General features: G+C 62.5%; 20 protein-coding genes and 1 pseudogene. 6 read left to right on the top strand and 15 right to left on the bottom strand.

The genetic code is table 11. From position 1 onward, the window contains the following. Window positions 1-8: 8 nt before the first annotated feature. Window positions 9-176, bottom strand: coding sequence for a hypothetical protein (locus tag NKI39_RS21525; protein WP_352614260.1), 168 nt, complete (start codon window positions 174-176; stop codon window positions 9-11). A gap of 226 nt (window positions 177-402) precedes the next feature. Between NKI39_RS21525 and NKI39_RS21520 the strand changes: the two genes are divergently transcribed. Together NKI39_RS21520 and NKI39_RS21515 are read left to right on the top strand one after the other, a co-directional pair. Next, on the top strand, window positions 403-1107 hold the full coding sequence (locus NKI39_RS21520) for an MgtC/SapB family protein (protein ID WP_352771063.1): 705 nt from the start codon (window positions 403-405) through the stop codon (window positions 1105-1107). A gap of 103 nt (window positions 1108-1210) precedes the next feature. Further along, the gene (locus NKI39_RS21515; RefSeq protein ID WP_352769225.1) at window positions 1211-2473 is read left to right on the top strand and encodes a DUF763 domain-containing protein; all 1263 of its coding nucleotides are present in this window, start codon (window positions 1211-1213) and stop codon (window positions 2471-2473) included. Between the two features lie 10 nt (window positions 2474-2483). Here NKI39_RS21515 and NKI39_RS21510 read toward each other — a convergent pair whose 3' ends face one another. From NKI39_RS21510 to NKI39_RS21485, 6 genes are all read right to left on the bottom strand, one after another. Further along, window positions 2484-2927 (bottom strand): PPC domain-containing DNA-binding protein, encoded by a 444-nt coding sequence (locus NKI39_RS21510; RefSeq protein ID WP_352834213.1) that lies wholly within the window; start codon window positions 2925-2927, stop codon window positions 2484-2486. Between the two features lie 25 nt (window positions 2928-2952). Further along, on the bottom strand, window positions 2953-3105 hold the full coding sequence (locus NKI39_RS21505) for a peptide ABC transporter permease (protein WP_352834211.1): 153 nt from the start codon (window positions 3103-3105) through the stop codon (window positions 2953-2955). A 105-nt stretch (window positions 3106-3210) separates the two neighbouring features. After that, a complete protein-coding gene (locus NKI39_RS21500) occupies window positions 3211-4926 on the bottom strand; it encodes an HAD family hydrolase (RefSeq protein WP_352834210.1) in 1716 nt (571 codons plus the stop codon). A gap of 4 nt (window positions 4927-4930) precedes the next feature. After that, window positions 4931-5902 (bottom strand): SDR family oxidoreductase, encoded by a 972-nt coding sequence (locus NKI39_RS21495; RefSeq protein ID WP_352473074.1) that lies wholly within the window; start codon window positions 5900-5902, stop codon window positions 4931-4933. 62 nt (window positions 5903-5964) lie between these two features. Beyond that, window positions 5965-7062, bottom strand: a complete 1098-nt coding sequence (locus NKI39_RS21490; RefSeq protein WP_352834207.1) for an FAD-dependent oxidoreductase — start codon at window positions 7060-7062, stop codon at window positions 5965-5967. Window positions 7063-7071: 9 nt separating this feature from the next. After that, the gene (locus NKI39_RS21485) at window positions 7072-7395 is read right to left on the bottom strand and encodes a hypothetical protein (protein WP_352834204.1); all 324 of its coding nucleotides are present in this window, start codon (window positions 7393-7395) and stop codon (window positions 7072-7074) included. A gap of 202 nt (window positions 7396-7597) precedes the next feature. On the opposite strand from NKI39_RS21485, the pseudogene NKI39_RS21480 reads away from it, so the two are divergent. Beyond that, window positions 7598-8047, top strand: a pseudogene (locus NKI39_RS21480) (cytochrome c3 family protein); the annotation flags it as partial. A 59-nt stretch (window positions 8048-8106) separates the two neighbouring features. On the opposite strand, the gene NKI39_RS21475 reads toward NKI39_RS21480, so the two are convergent. The 3 genes from NKI39_RS21475 to NKI39_RS21465 all read right to left on the bottom strand — a co-directional run bounded on the left by NKI39_RS21475 (window position 8107) and on the right by NKI39_RS21465 (window position 11141). Continuing rightward, the gene (locus NKI39_RS21475) at window positions 8107-8394 is read right to left on the bottom strand and encodes a hypothetical protein (protein ID WP_352449563.1); all 288 of its coding nucleotides are present in this window, start codon (window positions 8392-8394) and stop codon (window positions 8107-8109) included. A 467-nt stretch (window positions 8395-8861) separates the two neighbouring features. After that, a complete protein-coding gene (locus NKI39_RS21470) occupies window positions 8862-10262 on the bottom strand; it encodes a phospholipase D family protein (protein WP_352834198.1) in 1401 nt (466 codons plus the stop codon). 63 nt (window positions 10263-10325) lie between these two features. Further along, entirely contained in the window at window positions 10326-11141 is an 816-nt protein-coding gene (locus tag NKI39_RS21465; RefSeq protein ID WP_302893445.1) for an endonuclease/exonuclease/phosphatase family protein, read from the bottom strand. A gap of 182 nt (window positions 11142-11323) precedes the next feature. Between NKI39_RS21465 and NKI39_RS21460 the strand changes: the two genes are divergently transcribed. Beyond that, a complete protein-coding gene (locus NKI39_RS21460) occupies window positions 11324-11734 on the top strand; it encodes a DUF427 domain-containing protein (protein ID WP_352473066.1) in 411 nt (136 codons plus the stop codon). A gap of 31 nt (window positions 11735-11765) precedes the next feature. On the opposite strand, the gene NKI39_RS21455 is transcribed toward NKI39_RS21460, so the two are convergent. The 4 genes from NKI39_RS21455 to ku form a co-directional block, all read right to left on the bottom strand. Then, window positions 11766-12182, bottom strand: coding sequence for an HD domain-containing protein (locus NKI39_RS21455; protein ID WP_352473064.1), 417 nt, complete (start codon window positions 12180-12182; stop codon window positions 11766-11768). Between the two features lie 118 nt (window positions 12183-12300). Further along, window positions 12301-12672 carry an avidin/streptavidin family protein gene (locus NKI39_RS21450; protein ID WP_352473062.1) on the bottom strand — a complete coding sequence of 124 codons (372 nt, stop codon included), beginning with the start codon at window positions 12670-12672 and terminating at the stop codon, window positions 12301-12303. A gap of 75 nt (window positions 12673-12747) precedes the next feature. Then, window positions 12748-14091 carry a PAS domain-containing HWE histidine kinase family protein gene (locus NKI39_RS21445; RefSeq protein WP_352834269.1) on the bottom strand — a complete coding sequence of 448 codons (1344 nt, stop codon included), beginning with the start codon at window positions 14089-14091 and terminating at the stop codon, window positions 12748-12750. 150 nt (window positions 14092-14241) lie between these two features. Then, on the bottom strand, window positions 14242-15075 hold the full coding sequence (gene ku / locus NKI39_RS21440; RefSeq protein WP_352539869.1) for a non-homologous end joining protein Ku: 834 nt from the start codon (window positions 15073-15075) through the stop codon (window positions 14242-14244). A 119-nt stretch (window positions 15076-15194) separates the two neighbouring features. On the opposite strand from ku, the gene NKI39_RS21435 reads away from it, so the two are divergent. Continuing rightward, entirely contained in the window at window positions 15195-15659 is a 465-nt protein-coding gene (locus NKI39_RS21435; protein ID WP_352501155.1) for an NUDIX hydrolase, read from the top strand. Window positions 15660-15713: 54 nt separating this feature from the next. On the opposite strand, the gene NKI39_RS21430 is transcribed toward NKI39_RS21435, so the two are convergent. Then, entirely contained in the window at window positions 15714-16316 is a 603-nt protein-coding gene (locus NKI39_RS21430; RefSeq protein ID WP_352473056.1) for an alpha-ketoglutarate-dependent dioxygenase AlkB, read from the bottom strand. Window positions 16317-16427: 111 nt separating this feature from the next. On the opposite strand from NKI39_RS21430, the gene NKI39_RS21425 reads away from it, so the two are divergent. Further along, entirely contained in the window at window positions 16428-16643 is a 216-nt protein-coding gene (locus NKI39_RS21425; protein WP_352473055.1) for a KTSC domain-containing protein, read from the top strand. Window positions 16644-16657 lie beyond the last annotated feature (14 nt).

The following is a 16657-nucleotide window of genomic DNA, read 5'->3' as shown; positions in this document are numbered from 1 at the left end:
GGCATTCGCTACCGCCGTCGGCCATTCCTCTGTGCCCCGCTTTGCCGCCTCGGCGCCTTGCGGCCGGTTTGCTCGGGCGAAGGCGACAGCGGATCAACCTCGTCGGTCCCGCCGATCTCCTTGGTGATGCGATAGGCCAGATAAGCGACGGCTCCGGCAAGCAGCAAGCGGACCATGACTGCAAATCCTTCGTTGGTGTGAACCCACCAACCCGCAGGCCGAAGGTTTTGTTCCGCCGCTGCCCATCGCCGGGGTGAATCGTCGGCGGCGCAACCAAAATCCAGGCGCATCGTTTGTTGCTTATCGACGAAAAGAATTTGCGATGAAGACGCTCTTGCCCTTGTTCGCTTTGACCATGGCGCTATTCCTGGCCAGCAGCGCTTGGCCTGACGGGTGACCGCGATGCTCCTCGTTGTTCCGGTCTGGCAGGACATCGCGGCACGACTGCTTCTGACCGCGCTCGCCGGCCTGTTGATAGGCCTCAACCGCGAGGCGCGCGGGCACGCGGCGGGGCTACGCACCACCGTGCTGGTCGGATTGGCCGCCGCCATCACAATGATCCAGGCCAGTATTCTGCTCGAGACCGTTGGCAAGCACCCGGATTCGTTTGCATCGATGGACGTCTTGCGCTTTCCGCTGGGCGTGTTGACCGGCGTCGGCTTTATCGGCGGTGGCGCCATTCTTCGCCGCGGCAATCTTGTCAGCGGCGTCACCACGGCGGCCACGTTGTGGGTGATGACGGCGATCGGATTGGCTTTCGGTGGTGGCCAATACGGCTTGGGCGCGGCCGGCACGGCGCTGACGCTGGCCACCTTGCTGGTCCTGAAATGGGTGGACCTTCGAATGTCGCGCGAACACCATGCCCAGTTGGCACTGACCTGGAAGGCCGCAGCCCGACAGGAACTCGATACGATGATCGGGCCGCTTGGCTACCGGGCACGCCTCGTCGCGATAGAGAGGCGCCCAGATCTCAAGGACCCTGTGTTCTCGTTCGAGATCAGTTGGAGGCGGCCCGACACTGGGGCACCGCCAATGGATCTGCTGGCATCGGTTGGCGAGCATTGCGAGATCCAGAAGTTTGATCTCCTCAGCGAACCTGCCCGCTAGCTGGCGGCTTGCAACGATCGCGGCCTGAATCAGGCCATAGCTTCTCCACACCCCTTTCGATACCTATCTGTCGAGGCAGGACTCAAGGAGCAAGCAAAAGAGCGTGGCACAGCGATCGGGAAGTGCTGATCTCCCACTTCACGGCGGACGCGTGCCGAAATGGCTCGGCGACCGCATGACGCGGCTTGGCGCGGTCATGTGCGAGGCGATCATCCACCATTACGGCCGCGATGAATTGCTGCGCCGGCTGGCGCATCCGTTCTGGTTCCAGTCCTTTGGCGCCGTGATGGGGATGGACTGGCACTCCTCCGGCATCACCACCAGCGTCGTCGGAGCGTTGAAGCGCGGTCTGTCGCCGCTTTCCGGCGAACTCGGCATCCACGTTTGCGGCGGCCGCGGCGCGCATTCGCGCAAGACCCCGCACGAGCTTGCCCTGATCGGCGAGCGTGTCGGCCTCGACGGGCAAGGCCTGGCGACTGCCAGCCGGCTTGTCGCCAAGGTGGACAGCGCCGCGGTCCAGGACGGTTTCGATCTCTATCTGCACGGCTTCATCGTCACCGATGACGGCAACTGGGTGGTGGTGCAGCAAGGCATGAACGGCGACAGCAAGGTGGCGCGCCGCTATCACTGGCTGTCCGAGGGCCTGAAGAGCTTTGTCGACCAGCCGCATGCTGCCATCGAGGGCGCCAATCAGGGCGAGATCGTCAACCTGACCGACCGCCGCGCCGAAGCGTCGCGCCAGGGACAACTGGACCTTCTGCACGGCCTTGGACCGGATCGCATCGTGAGGGAGCTTGCCGCTTTGGAGCGGGGTTCGGCGCCAGCGCCGGAGCCGGCACAAAAGCTGCTGCCGCATCTGGTGATGCCGGCGCACCACGATGTACGCGAAAGCGATGTCGTCATGCGCCGCCTGCACGGCAACATCGCCGCGGCGGCCGAGCGCGGCCCGACAGATTTCGCCGGGCTTCTCCTGGTGCCCAATGTCGGCGCGCGCACAGTGCGGGCGCTGGCGCTCGTCGCCGAAGTGGTGCATGGCGCGCCGTGCCGATTTTCCGATCCCGGCCGCTTCTCGCTGGCGCATGGCGGTAAGGACAGGCACCCGTTCCCCGTGCCGCTGAAGGTCTATGACGAGACGATCGGCGTGCTGAAGTCGGCTGTCCAGAAGGCCAGGCTCGGCCGTGACGAAGAGATCGGCGCGTTGCGGCGGCTGGACGACCAGTCGAGGCAGGTCGAGCGCTATGTCACCGGCCCAAGCCTGAAGGAAATAGTCGCCGGGGAGTTCGAGCAATCGCATCTGCTCGGCGGCCGCAGCGTCTTCGGTTGGGAGGTCGTACCCGAAACGGCCGCAGTCAAATCAACGAAGTGATCGGCTCGGATCAAGCCTCCAAGTCGATCAGGGCGACGCCGAGTTCGGGACGGTGCCTGCGGCGCAGATGGCCAGGCGTCTTCACCAATGTGACCTCGAGCGTCGGCCGCACGATGCCGTCCAGCAGATGACCGCCCCTCGTGGTGCCGTCACTCAATCCAAGGACTGCGTGGACGTGCAAGCTGGGCCTGCCGTCGTCGCCGATGGCAACATCGCCGATCGCGCTCAGCACTTCACACTGTTCCCGGACGGGGATTTTCCGGTAGGTCCTTTCTCCAGGGTCGAACCAGCCGACGGTTGCACTTTCGAAAGCGCCGAGCGCGGTCAGCGACGCGCCGCCGACGCCACGGTCGACCGCAAATGACGTCAGCTGCGCAAACGCCTCTTCGCCGGGATCAAGCACAACGACGAACGTTCTCTGTCCGGCGCTTTCGGCAACAAGCTGTGATTTCATGATCTTGCTCCAGCCCGTCAGGAATTCAAATCCACCACACCAGCAATGCCAGCAAGACGAGACCCACCAGGCCGGCGATGAAAATGATCCGGCGCGCCCGCGTCCGCAGAACGATCTCGCCCTGCCGCGCCTGCTCCGCCGAAAAGACAGGACCATTCTTGTCCCGGTCGCTGCTCATCCATCGTCTCCTTCCGGGGCATTATTCGGCATTGAATGGATCTGGCGCCCGATAGAACACAATCTCGTTTGGCGGATGAGGTTCCACGGCGGGGCGCCGTTGCAGCTATTCCTTTGGCGCGGTGGCGGGCGCGGTATAGCGGCGGCGCACTGCGTCCAGGATGTGGTTGCGGCTCTCCTGCGCCGAAAGTGTGCCGTCTTTCTCCGCTTCAGCGGTCTCGCGCGCCAGTTCCTTGTCCCTGATCTGGTGGCGAAACCATTCGGAATAGTCGCCGGCGCGCAGATGATGTTCCCAGGTCCTGTCGTCGATGCCCTCGGCGATCTGGGCGAAAATCATCAGATTATGGGCGCGGAGGTTCATCGCATTGTCGGGGCCGCGGAAATAGAAGCTGCCCTTCTCGTCGAGCTGGCCCTCGGCATATTTGCGGCTGTGGCGCTTGAGCGACTGCCGCGGTTCGATCGGCTCGACCATGGCAGGTTTCTTGCACGCCTGCGGCCGCCAGAACAGCACGCGCTCGTCTTTTGGAGAGTTCAGGTCCTTGTCCTTTGGCGGTTCGGTGCCGGTCTCGTGACAGAACGTCTTGATGACCTTTTTCGCCTTGGGGCCGAGTGCGATGACGGCGGTGACCAGCCGCAATGCCTCGGTTGAGATCGCGTCCGGATGAACCGTGATCAGGATCGTGCCCGGCAATTCCATGGCCAGCACCATTGGCGTGTCGTCGCGCCGCTTCGGCAAGAGGTGATGCGCCTCGTCGATGATCAGCCAGTGTGGTCGTGCCGTGCGGAAGCGAACACCGCCAAGGCCCGGCAGCAGGTCGGCAAAGAAGTCCGGCCGCTCGTTAACGCGCAGCGCCAGGCCATTGACGACCAGATTGTTGTCCGGCTTCCCCAGGAGATCGAGCAGTTGCGTCTTCGTCGGCGCGTTCGAGCCGTCGCCCAGCCGGACGGCGCCTTCGAGGCCGTCATAGTCGCCTTCCGGATCGAAGATGCAGAACTGGAACTTTCTCTCGACGAAGCGCTCCGTCAGTGCGGTCGCCAGGGTCGATTTGCCGATGCCGGAGCTGCCGGCGATCAGCACCGTATCGGTTGGCGACAGATACACCTCCTTGCCATCCTCCGAGCCAAGCAGAATGCCGTCGCGGTTCGGCACAAGCTCGCGATCGCGCTCGACCACCTTGGCGATCAGTTCCTCGACGCCTTTTCCGCGCGCGCCGCGTGTCACGAGATCCGCCATATCCTTGACTGCCGGCAGTGCGTTGTCGACGGCGACGCTGAAGCCGCAGGCGCGCAGGAAGGCGTGGTCGTTTTCGGCGTCGCCGACACCGACGACGTTGTGCGGCGACAATCTGAGGTCCTGAAGCGCAGCTGTCAGCCCGGTCGCCTTGTTGATGCCGCTGGGCAGGATCATCACCGCGCCCTTGTTGAAGATGATTTCCAGCTCCAGCCCCAATTTCTTGATGACCTCGAGCGCGGTAGCCTGATGCGGTTCCCAGGTTGCGACGATCGAGCGTCCGACCGAAAGCGGTTTGACACCGCGTTTCCTGAGTTTGGCGATGAACTCGGGGGCGGGCGGCGGAGATATCGTCCGCTCCTCCTCGCTGGCCGGCGTGTAGATCAGCGCGCCGTTTTCGGCGACCACCTTGTCGAAAATCGCGACTTCGGGAAAGACGCGCTTGAGGTCGGGCAGCTCGCGCCCGGTGACGAGAATGAGTTTGCGGCCGCTCTTCTTGAACCGTTCAAGCGCCGCAAGCGTCTTCTCGGCAACGATCCCTTCATGCGCCAGCGTGCCGTCATAGTCAGTGGCCAGGGCAATGAAATACATGCCGTCAATAGCCGCCCACGATCGGCAATATCTCGCCGGTGATGTAGCTCGAGCAGTGCGGCGAGGCGAGGAACACGTAGGCCGGCGCGATCTCCTCCGGCTGGGCCGGCCGTTTCATCGGCGTGTCAGCGCCAAATTTCGAAACATCGCCGGCTTCCTTGTCCGAGGGGTTGAGCGGCGTCCAAACCGGGCCTGGCGCCACGGCGTTGACCCTTATGCCCTTCTCGACAAGGTTGCCCGAGAGCGCGCGGGTGAAGGCATGAATGCCGCCCTTGGTCATGGAGTAATCGACCAGTTGCTTCGAGCCCTCGATGCCGGTCACTGAACCGGTATTGATGATCGCCGAACCGGGTTTCATGTGCGGCACGGCCTCCTGCGCCATGTGGAAATAGCCGTAGAGGTTGGTCTTCAGCGTCGTGTCGAAATGCTCCTCGGTCAGCTCGCTGAAATCGCTGGAGTGGATCTGGAAAGCGGCGTTGTTGACCAGCACGTCGATCCGCCCAAACTCCTGCACGATCTCAGCCACCGCGTTGTGGCAGTGGTTGCGTTCGCTGACGTCCGCCTTGATCAGGATGCAGCGCCGGCCTTCCGCTTCGACGGCCCTTTTGGTATCTCTGGCGTCCCTATCCTCCGAGAGATAGACGATCGCCACATCGGCGCCTTCACGCGCATAGAGCACGGCCACCGCACGGCCGATGCCTGAATCGCCGCCGGTAATGACGGCCACTTTGCCGTCGAGCTTTTTCGATCCGATATAGTACGGCGCATCGTAAAGCGGCGCCGGCTCGATCGCCCATTCATGCCCCGGCTTCGGCTGGTGCTGCTCGGGGAAGGGCGGCTCGGGATATTTGCGGGCGCCCGCCTGCATGGCGCCTTTTTGCCTGCCATTGGATTTGGACTTGTCCTTCTCGTCGATCCGGCGCTGGATGTGCCGTTGCTTGGCGGCCTCGCCGGCGACTTCCGATTTCATCTGCATGGTCATCTCCCTGGCTTGAAACCCAACAACGCATGTCCGGCGAAAAGGTTTATGCGACCACGTCATTCCTTGAGCCCGGCGACACGCTCCAGCAGCGGCCGTTGCAGCAGCGGCAGATGGCCGACGACGCTGAAGGCCGCGTTTCTGACGCCTTGCATGATGCCGTTGTCCGATTGGGCCACCGAGAGGATGCGCTCGCTGAGCGTGATCCACCGTTGCCCCACCGGGTGGCGTTCGCTTGTGTAGCCGGCAAGCGTGCCGTCGACGAAACGCCTGGCGAATGACGCGGCGTCCTCGATGCCGAGATTCATGCCGCGCGCCCCCAACGGCGAATGCACATGCGCGGCATCGCCTCCCAGGAAGACGCATGCGGTTTGATAGCGCGGCGCCTGTCGTACCGGAATATGGAAGCGGTCGGCCCGCAACAACCGCGTGATCCGGTAATTGCCGGGGATGCGCGCCAACGCATCCTCGCTGTTTGAAACCGCGCGATAGCGCTTCTCGCCGATCGGGATGATAAAACCGACGTCGCCGTTCCTGTGAAGAAATGCGTGGGCGGCCATCGGCTCATAGGGCCAATCGTCGATGTCGGCGTCGGCAATGCTCCATTGCCGCCGATGCGTGTAGCCATCGAAGCCGATGCCGATGGCATCACGCACCGTGCTTTGCGCACCGTCGGCTCCGAAGACAAGGTCGAAACTTGCCTCGTCACGGCCGTCTGGCGCCTCGATCCGCACCTCGACCCGGCCTTTGTGCTCGGCCATGCCGATAAATGTGCTTCGCCATTCGACGTCGACGCCAAATCCCTTGAGCGTGTCGGTCATCAGCGATTCGGTGTCGCGCTGCGGCAATGACAGCAGAAAATTATGGCGGTGCGGCAGGATCGAGAAATCGATCTCGCCGAGCGCTCGTCCTTCGAAGTAGAAACGGGCTCGGCGAATTTTCAATCCTTCGGCGAGCAACCGGCCAGCGACTTTGGACGGTTCAAGGATGTCGAGGCTGTGCGAACTGATGCCGACCGCCTTGGCGAGCGGCGTCGGGCCTTCCTTGCGGTCGATGATGCGAGGTGCAATGCCGCGCCTTGCCAGTTCGACTGCCGCCGTCAGCCCGGTCGGGCCGGCGCCGACGATCAGGATGGAAGCGTCCCGCGAAGCCGTCATCGTCCGGCGTCAGCTTTTTGGCAGTGCGTAGGCAATGATGTCGTCGCCGATCCTGGTCTCCATGAAATGGTGGCCGCCGGGTGCAAGGGTCGCCAGCCAGATCAGGACGTAAAGCCATACACCGGCGGTATTGCCGGCAAGCAGCAGGCTGCCGGCGGCCAGCAGGGCGATCCCGGCGGGCAGATAGTACCAGGATCCGCCCAGCGCGATCAGCCAGGCACCGCCCCCTCCGATCAGCAGGCCGAGGATCGTCAGCAGCGCGCCGACGAACATCGTCCACCAGAAGGCAACGCCGGACCGGCGGCGAATGGGATGGGAGTCGGGGATGGTCATGATGCTTATCCGGGTGAAACAGAACGTGACCTCATCCGAACGTATGGAGGGGTCGATGGTTTCCGGTCAGCCCGACCTGATGGGCCAGGGCGGGGTAACCATTCTGTGATCTCCGCTGCTCCAGCCGGAACTTACCCACGCAGCCGCAGTTAGGGGTTTTGGGGGGTGAATACGGTTTGCTGGATGCGAAATCGGCGAGGGAATGCCGCAGGTCTTTTCAAGGAGCGCCAACGGCATTTCACGTTTCGCTCTGTGGGGCGCGTGTTTCATGGCGATCTTTGCGGCTCTCGGCGGCACCGCCATCCTGCGTTCGGACTTCGTCACCGGCGTTGGCCGGCCGTTGGCGCAACCAGTGCCGTTCAGCCACAGGCACCATGTCGGCGAGCTTGGCCTCGATTGCCGTTATTGCCATAGCGGCGTCGAGACTTCGTCATCGGCGGGTCTGCCGGCGACCGAGGTGTGCATGACCTGCCATTCGCAGCTTTTCACCAACGCGAACATGCTGGCGCCGGTACGGGCAAGCCTTGCCTCCGGGCAGCCATTGCAGTGGCAGCGGGTGAACAGTGTCCCCGACTTCGTCTATTTCAATCATTCGATCCATATCGCTAAAGGCGTCGCCTGCGAGACGTGCCATGGCGAGGTCGACGACATGATCGGACAATAGGCCGAAGCGGCGCACCTCGTGATGCCTTGCCTGCGCTCGGACCGGCCTCATACGGCCCGCTTTTGCCCGGCCGCCAGCGTAGAAATCTTTTGGCCGTGGCCATTGAGTTGCCGGGCCTCGTCCTCGGCTGCGTCTTCAAGCTTGGCGACGAGCAGGTCCTTGAGGTCGCCGACCTCTTCCTCGATGTCTTCGATGGGTACGCCGGCATCGGCAGCCTCTTCCTTGCATTCCCTGGCGAGGATTTCCGCCTCCCTTTCAAGCTTGATCGGAGGCGGCGGCACATGAACGTTTTCGTGGATCCAGTCCTGCAAGAATTCTATCGCACTATCACTCATGGCGCTCACCTATAGCGGCAACCTGTAGTGCACATTAACGTACGTGCTGCAAAATGGATGCTTGGCAACGCCGGATTTCGAATAGCGATACTTGACGATAGCGTGATCGCCCTAAGGGCTAGAGCTTCTGCAGCCAAATGGGATTATCGGCGTCGCGGAAATGCGGCTAGCCAGACAGTTGGAGCGGGATCATTCTGCCCTTAGGACGTGTTGCGCCGCCGCGCCGGTGCTGCTCGATTAGGATCGCCTGACGGCCGAACATCGTCATCCGCAGCAGCCGGTCGTGCCGGCCACTCGGCGGCGCGGTCCGCGCGCATTTTGCGTTTATGCGCCATCCAGAACGGCAAGAGCTCAGCAAGAAAACTGTATATCGTGGTCTTCATCGGCATGCTCCGGACACGGGTTACAACTCGTGATCCCCGAGTTCCGTTCCGACAAAGAGTTGCGTTCCGACAAATCCGTCGCTTCTACAACTGCGATTCGATCGGCAGGCACCCAACCAGCGCTGCAACGATGCGCCGATAGAGACTGGCCTCCGGTTCACGCGAATATTGCCGCATCTCGCCATCCGCCATGCCGAGCCACCGCAAGGCGCCTTTGTCCAGGACCAGCTGATAGCTCGTCTGCGGTGACTTTTCGTGCTCGAACAGCCGGCGCAACTCCATCACCAGATTGGTATCATGGAAAAGCACGCCCATTTCCGCATTCAACGACACCGAACGCGGATCGAAATTGAAGGAGCCGACAAACCCGAGCGTATCGTCGACCGTGAAGGCCTTGGTGTGGAGGCTGGCTCCCTTTGAACCGAAAACGGAAATGTTGGCCTGGCGGTCGAAGGGCTGCAATTCGAAAAGCTGGATACCTTTTTTAAGCAGCTTGCGGCGGCATTTGGCATAGGCGCCGTGCACGGCGGCGACGTCCGTCGCGGCGAGCGAGTTGGTCAGGATTGCAACCTCGGCGCCACGATCCACCAGCTTCGACAGGATGGCCAACCCGGTGCGGCTGGGGATGAAATAGGGCGAGACAATTTCGAGGCGCTGCCTGGTCGCCGCGATAGCGGGAAGCAGCTCTTTCGTCAGCCAGTTCCTGCGCCTTTTGCCGCGCACCTTTTCCGGCGGATCGGAAATGACACGAACGCCTTTGGTCCAGCAGACGTCGCTGTGCGCTGCAATGAACTCCGTGATCGTGCGCCAGGCACTGAGGCTGTTCAAAAGCTGGCCGTCCGCGGTCGCGTCGAGATTGTCGAGGAAATCGGCGCGCGAGCCCACCGCAGCCGGGTTGAGCAGCTGGATCGGCTTTGCCGCCTCGCAATTCCAGAACGCCTCGAATATCTGCATCGTCTGCCCTACGGCAGGACCGAGAAGCAACAGGTCGAGATCGCGAAAATTCGTCTCCGCAGCGTCGAAATAGGCATCGCCGATATTTCTTCCGCCGACGATGGCCAAGCCCTCATCGGCGATCCAGGCCTTGTTGTGCATGCGGCGGGTCATCGCAAACAGCCGGGCGACCATCTCCAGCGAGCGAAAGATGCTGCCGTTCCTCATGCCGCTGGGGTTGAACAGCCTCAGCTCGATGTTCTTGTAGCTGTTGAGCGCCAGGTAAGCAGCGTCGCTGTTGCGCGGATTGATATCGTCCAGCAGCATGCGGACGCGGACACCGCGCTCCGCCGCCTTGACGACCTCCTGCATCAGCAGCCGGCCGCTATGGTCGTCGTGCCAGAGATAGTACATCAGGTCGAGGCTGCTTGTGGCACTGCGCGCGGCAAGGATTCGCGCGGCAAACGCGTCATAATTGTCGGCGATCAGCAGCAGCCCGCTATTGCCGGCAGCGATCTTGTCCCGGGCAAACCGCGAGATGGCTGTATCCATGAAGTGCACCGATAAACATCAGCGAAGCAAACCGTCTGAAATCTGACTAACAACCCTTCAGGTTCATTCTGGTTGCAGCCGCGGCTGCCGTATCGCGTCCAGGTTCAGCCGGGCCTTGATCGGCAGATGATCGGAAGCCCGCTGCGCTAGCGGCGTCTTGTGCACCTCGATGCTGGAAATCAGGTGCGGCGGCCTGGCCAGGATGCGGTCGAGCGCAAACAGCGGAAAGCGCGACGGAAAGCTCGGCAGAACCGCATCGATCGGACCGAAATGCGGCAGCAGGGCCAGCAGCGAAGACCTGTTGCGGACGCGCCATTCGTTGAGGTCGCCGAGCAGGATTGTTGGCCGCAGAACCGGGTGCGTGGCTTCGACCAGCGCGTTGGCCTGCTGCGAGCGCGACCGCCGCAGCAAGCCGAAATGTGCGGCTATGATCCTGAGCGAGACGCCCTTCAGTTCCAGGTCCGCGATAACCGCACCGCGCGGCTCGAGGCCGGGCAGCCGGATCTGGTTCACGCTTTCGACCACGCCGCGGCGTGCCAGGATCAGATTTCCGTGCCAGCCATGGCTGCGGCGGTTTTCCGGGACATGGGTGGGGACGAGGTCGCTGTCCCGCTCGAGCGCTGCGAGATCCAGCAAACCCTGCCTGCTTCCGGTTCTTTCGTCGGCCTCCTGCAAAGCAATGATGTCGGCGTCGAGTTCCTTAACCACGGCCGCGACCCGCTCCGGATCGAACCTGCCGTCGGTGCCGACGCATTTATGCACGTTGTAGGATGCGACCGTGGTGCACGAAATTTCATTGCCGGGTGCCGTAAACCGCGGCACTTCCCTTCGCAGCGCAGCGCCAAGCGACCTTGGAAGGGTAGGCGATCGATCCAGCATGTTATCCATTTGCTGTTGAGTCGGTGAGTGGCGGCCATTGCGATTATGGCGCGTGCGGAGGTCTGAAACAACGACGACCTTGCAGAACCGTTCCACCATCCGGGCTCGGCGCGCCGGCGGTCTGGAACCCTGACGGGCAACAACACGTTTCGGAAAAGCAGCGCAGTCAACGGAGAAGTCGAATGCAGTCCTTAGCCGCAGATTCCGCCCCCCGCCCAGGCCCGCTCAGGATTGTCCCGTTCGATGGAACCGTGACCGTCCGGTTCTCCGACGCCATTATTGCGTCGAGCGAGCGGGCAAAGGTGCTCTATGAAGACGGCCATGATCCTGTTTTCTACATACCCTTCGAGGACATCTATTTCGACCTCTTGGAGAAGACGAACACGACGAGCCACGGCCCGCTGAAGGGCACGGCAAGCTATTGGCGTGTTCATGCGGTCGGTTCGTCGGCAGAAGACTTCATGTGGGCCTACGAGACGCCCGACACCCCGGCATTGGCGATCGCCCGCCACGGTGCGTTCGATCCCGGCAGGGCGCGGATCGACGCCGATCCCGCGGAAGACAAGCGACACACGCCGCACGTCACCGAGTAGACCCACATCGGCGACAGCCGCCAGCGGTCCGTCAGCTCGCGAACTCTTCTCTGAGGATGCGCAGGCCGTCTTCGTATTTCGCCGTCGAGGCCCCGATCTGCCGTGCCTGCCATAGATTGTCGGCAAGATCGGCGCGCTTGACAGGCAACGCCAGCGGGTTGGCCGCAGCCCTGCGAACGAACGCGGCATCGTCCTCGTTCGGCAGCCGCGTCATGGCGTCGACGGCAGACACGATGGACGGCCCGAACCCGGCCGCCTCAAGCCGGTCGCGGTTCCAGCCGTCGCCTTTTTCGATGACGTCGTGAAGATAGGCGATAGCTTTCTGGTCGAGCGTTTCGACGGCATCGACGAGCCGGCGGCAATGTTCGATATATGGCCGCCCTGTCTTGTCCGTCTGCCCGGCATGAGCCTGTTCGGCGATTTTCGCTGCGCGATAAAGCACGCTCATTGGGTCGACCCCGTAACGAACAGAGCATGTCCTGGCGCACCAACGCGCCATCGTCGGTGCGAGTTCCTACGCGCCGCGGGACCCTGCTGCCTCACTTGTGAGCGGCGGGCGCGACGCGTCAGGACACGCGTTCAAAACTGTCGAGGCTGGTTCCAAAGGCGCGCCAGGCGGGCAGTTTCCTGGCTCGGGCCGGGGCACCTTCCTTTTCCGCCGACAAAGCGGCATCCGCAACGGTGTGCCACAGCATCTCCAGCTTCCCATCCCTGAGAATGCCGGTATAGCTCACCGCTGCGGCTCCGACCCGCCCTTCGGCCGCGCAAGTGAAGCCGATGACATCTCCATGGCAGGCTCCCAACAGCGGCAACGTCATGCCGAAAAATGCGCTGTCCTCCAGCGCCGTCCTGAAGGTTCCGTTGATCCGTCCGCCCTCTTCGCTGGTCAGTTCGACCACCGACCCGTACTGGTTTTGCCAGATGCCCAGCCAACTCATCGCTGCTCCTCCTGATTGCCTCCATGGGGATTGTGCTGCCACACGGCCGCCAAGCCGCGGCCGGTGTAGCTGCCTTCAATCAGCCGCGATGCCAGCCGTCGACATCTGCACGAAGCGCAGCGGCGCTTCCAGCGTCCAGCTGATGCCGTGCCTGGCGAATTCCAGGCGGCCGGTGCCGCTGAGCGCCTGCGGCGTGACGCGTTTGAGCACAACCGTTCCGAACCCGCGTCGCGTGTTTTCATCCACCAATGGCCCGTCCAGTTCCCGCCAGACAAAGCGGAAGCCATCGCTGCCGTCGGCGGCTGGCGTCACGGTCCATTCGGCCTCGACCCGTCCGTCATGGTGCGACAGCGCTCCGTGCTTTACCGAATTCGTGGCCAGCTCGTGAAAGGCAATGCCGAGATATTGCACCGCGTTCGGCTGCAGCATGATCATCGGCCCGCTCATCGACAGACGGGCCTGTGTCGCGAAGGCCTTGGTCTGGGCATGGATCAGTTCGCCGATAGTCGCCCCACGCCATTCGGCATCGACCAGCAGATCGTGCGATTCCGATAGCGCCATGATGCGTTCCCGGACCTGTGAAAGGAAAGCCTCTGGCGTCCCCGCCAGCTTGCTGGTCTCGCGGATCATCGAGACGATCACCGAATATTGGTTTTTGACGCGGTGGTTCACTTCGCGCATGAGTGTGCGGATGCGCCGTTCGCTCTCCTTGTGCGGGCTGATGTCGCGCGCGATCTTGGAGGCGCCGATGATACGCCCAATGCCGTCGCGTATCGGCGAGATGGTGAGCGAAACCGGTACCAGGGTGCCATCCTTGCGCTGCCGGATAGTCTCGTATGAAGGAATCCGTTCGCCGGCGCGAATGCGGCTGATGATCATGGCTTCCTCATCCAGGTGGTCGGGCGGGATGAGGATCGTCACCGGGCGCCCGATCGCCTCGGCGGGCGTGTAGCCGAACAGGCGTTGTGCCGCGTCGTTCCAACTGGTGATAATGCCGTTCAGGTCTTTCGACACGATCGCGTCCATCGAGGATTCGACGATGGCAGCGAGCCTCATGCCGGCGTCGTCAGCCAGCGCCTGGGTGCGCAGGTCGAGCAGGGTGTTGATAGCGCCGACGACCTCACCGCACACATTGCGAAGCAGGACCGGGTGCGCGCTGAACGGGATGAACTGGCCGTCCGGCCGCTCGGCGATCGCCCGGCCCCCACGAACGTCCCGCTCCTCCAGCAAGGCAACGGCCATCGGACATTCGTCATGCGCCATCGGTCGCCCATCAAGGTGGCGAAGCTTCCATGAACCGCACCAGCGGTCCTGGCCAAGCATCGGACGATGTCCCCAGAGATCGGCAGCGGCTTCGTTGAAGAAGGTGATGTAGCCCTGTCTGTCGGTGGTGTAGACAGCCACAGGCAACGCCTGCATCAGATCGGCGGAAGAAACTTGCGGGATTCCGCCAGTCCTTAGTTCAACGACGTCCACCAGTCCCCCGCTCCGCTTGGATTGCCGACGGATTGCTACGTCATCTAAATGCGCGCGAGTGTTTTCGGTTCCGTTCGATCTGCTTTCGGACATTCAGGCCGATTTGCGTTTCGCCGCCGCCCTCGGACTTTTGTTCGGAGCCTTGCCGCCCTCCTGCGCCAGGCTCTTGCGCAGAACATCGGCGAGATTGACGACGTTCGTCCTCGGCTCGGGTGCCGGCTTGGGCGGTTTCTTGCCCTTGCGCTTGGCGTCGATCATCGCAACCAGCGCCTGTTCATAAGTGTCTTCGAACTTCGACGGGTCGAATTTGGCCGGCTTCTTGTCGATCAGCAGTTGCGCGATTTCCAGCATCTCGGGATCGACCTTGCGAGCCTTCAGCCCTTCGAACACCGCGTCCGCCGCGACCACTTCATTGTGGTTGCGTAGTTCCGTCATTACCATGCCCTTGCCAAGCGGCTGGATCAGCACCTCTCGGCCACGCTGGTACAGCACGACGCAGGAGCGGGCTGCCACTTTCTTCCTGGCCATGGCGTCCCGGATCACCGCGAAAGCCTCCGTGGAGGGCGCGTCGGCCGGAACCAGATAATAGGGTTTTTCGAGGTAGCGTGCGTCGATTTCGGCGGCGGGCACGAACTCGCCGATCTCGAGCGTATGCTGCGATACCATCTTCAGTTTCTTGATTTCGTCCGGCTCTATATGGATGAACTCGCCCTTTTCGACCTCATAGCCTTTTACCTGCTCCGCCGCCTCGACCGTGTCGCCGGTCTCCTCGTCGATATAAGCGCTCTTGACCGGGAGACCGTCCTTGCGGTTCAGGATCCTGAAATGCACTTTCTCGGCCTCGCTGACGGCGCCGATGATCTTGACGCCACAGGAAACCGATCCGACTTTCATAAAGCCCTTCCAGGCAGCTCGCGGCGTCGCCATGTCGATCACTCATTTGTCGAACGGACGGAACGGCTGCGAGCCGAAATCGTTCCGCCATGGCAGGCTGTTCCATATGCCGGCCCGGACGTTCGTTTCAGTTTCGTCAGGGGAATAGCGGGATGGCCCAACGCAGCGCAGGATTGCTCATCTTTCGCCGAAGGGAAGGACATCTCCAGGTCTTGCTGGTGCATCCGGGCGGACCATTCTGGGCGAAGAAGGACGACGGCGCATGGTCGATCCCGAAGGGCTTGGTCGACGAGAACGAGGACGACCTGGCGGCAGCAAAACGCGAGGCCGAAGAGGAGCTAGGCGTCGCCATCGATGGCGTTTTCGAACACCTTGGCAGCTACAGGCAGCCGGGCGGCAAGCTCGTCATCGCATGGTGCGTCGAGGCGGATTTCGACAGCGACGCCATCAACAGCAACACCTTCGTCATGGAATGGCCGCCAAGGTCCGGCTCGATGAAGGAATTTGCCGAAGTCGACAGAGCGGGCTGGTTCTCCCTGCCTGAAGCCAACCTCAAGATCCTGAAAGGCCAGCGCGCCATGCTGGCGGAGTTTGCCGGTCGGCATGGCGACGGATGAATTTGTTTCAGCCCAGTTCTTAAGGGCAGTGCTCGGGCTTGCTCCCGCTCTGCTTTAAGCGCGTTGCGGCCGCAGCGTGCGCAACGTGATCGAATAGCGGTGCTCGGCAACCGGCGGAATGCTGTGCTCCCATTCGTTGCGCGCAGCACCCGTCATCAGATAGGCCGATCTTGGATCGACGGTGACCGTCTTGCGGTCCCATCGCGTGCCGTTTTTCCGGCGCAGGCGGAAGCTGCAGGCGGCCAGCAGCGAAACGCCGGCGACCGCCTCGAAATGAGGCTTGTCGCGGTGCCAGCCGATACCGGCGCCCGGCCGGTACTCGTTGATCAGCACCTGCACGAAGGTTTCGGCGGGCAAGCGGGCAAAGGCTGCAACCTTTTCCCTGAGCGGCAGCAGAAAGCCGGGTATCGGCGGTGCCTCGACGACTTCGCCCCGGTCGTAATCATAACGCTGCCCAAAACCGACCACCCGCCGGTTTGCCAGATGGCCATAGAAGTCGAAGGGCTGAAAAGGCAGGGTTGCGAGCTGGCTCGCCAACGCTGCCTCCTCGTCCGGCGTGATCAGTTCGGGCTGGTAGCGGAATCCTTCCGGCAGGTCGTCGGCGGCGGCAAAGAGATCGCCCTGGCGGGCTGCAGCCGATGTCTTGAGCGGTGGCATCAACCGTATTTGGTGAAGCCGGCCCGTAGCGGCAAGGCTACTTCGGCAGGAAGGAACCTCGCTCTCCGTGCAGGGTTATTCACACGACGGCGTGGATTGGACCTGTTGAGAATGCCTTCAACTGCGATCAGAAGCATCGATTACCAGCCGGCGACGAGGGTACTCTCCGTATGGTTCGTCCCGAGCGGAAACCGCTATGATTACGAGGACGTGCCGCCGCAGGTCCACGCGGCATTCCGCAAAGCCTCGTCGAAGGGCCGGTTCTTCAACGCGCATATTCGCGACCGGTACAAATACCATCTGGTCGAGCAGAGCCATTCGAGCTGAGCCGAGGCCATCCG

This window comes from Mesorhizobium sp. M0664, from assembly GCF_040320565.1.
GTDB lineage: Bacteria > Pseudomonadota > Alphaproteobacteria > Rhizobiales > Rhizobiaceae > Mesorhizobium.
Note: the sequence above shows the minus strand (reverse complement) of the source record. Positions and strands in the feature narration are given on the sequence as shown.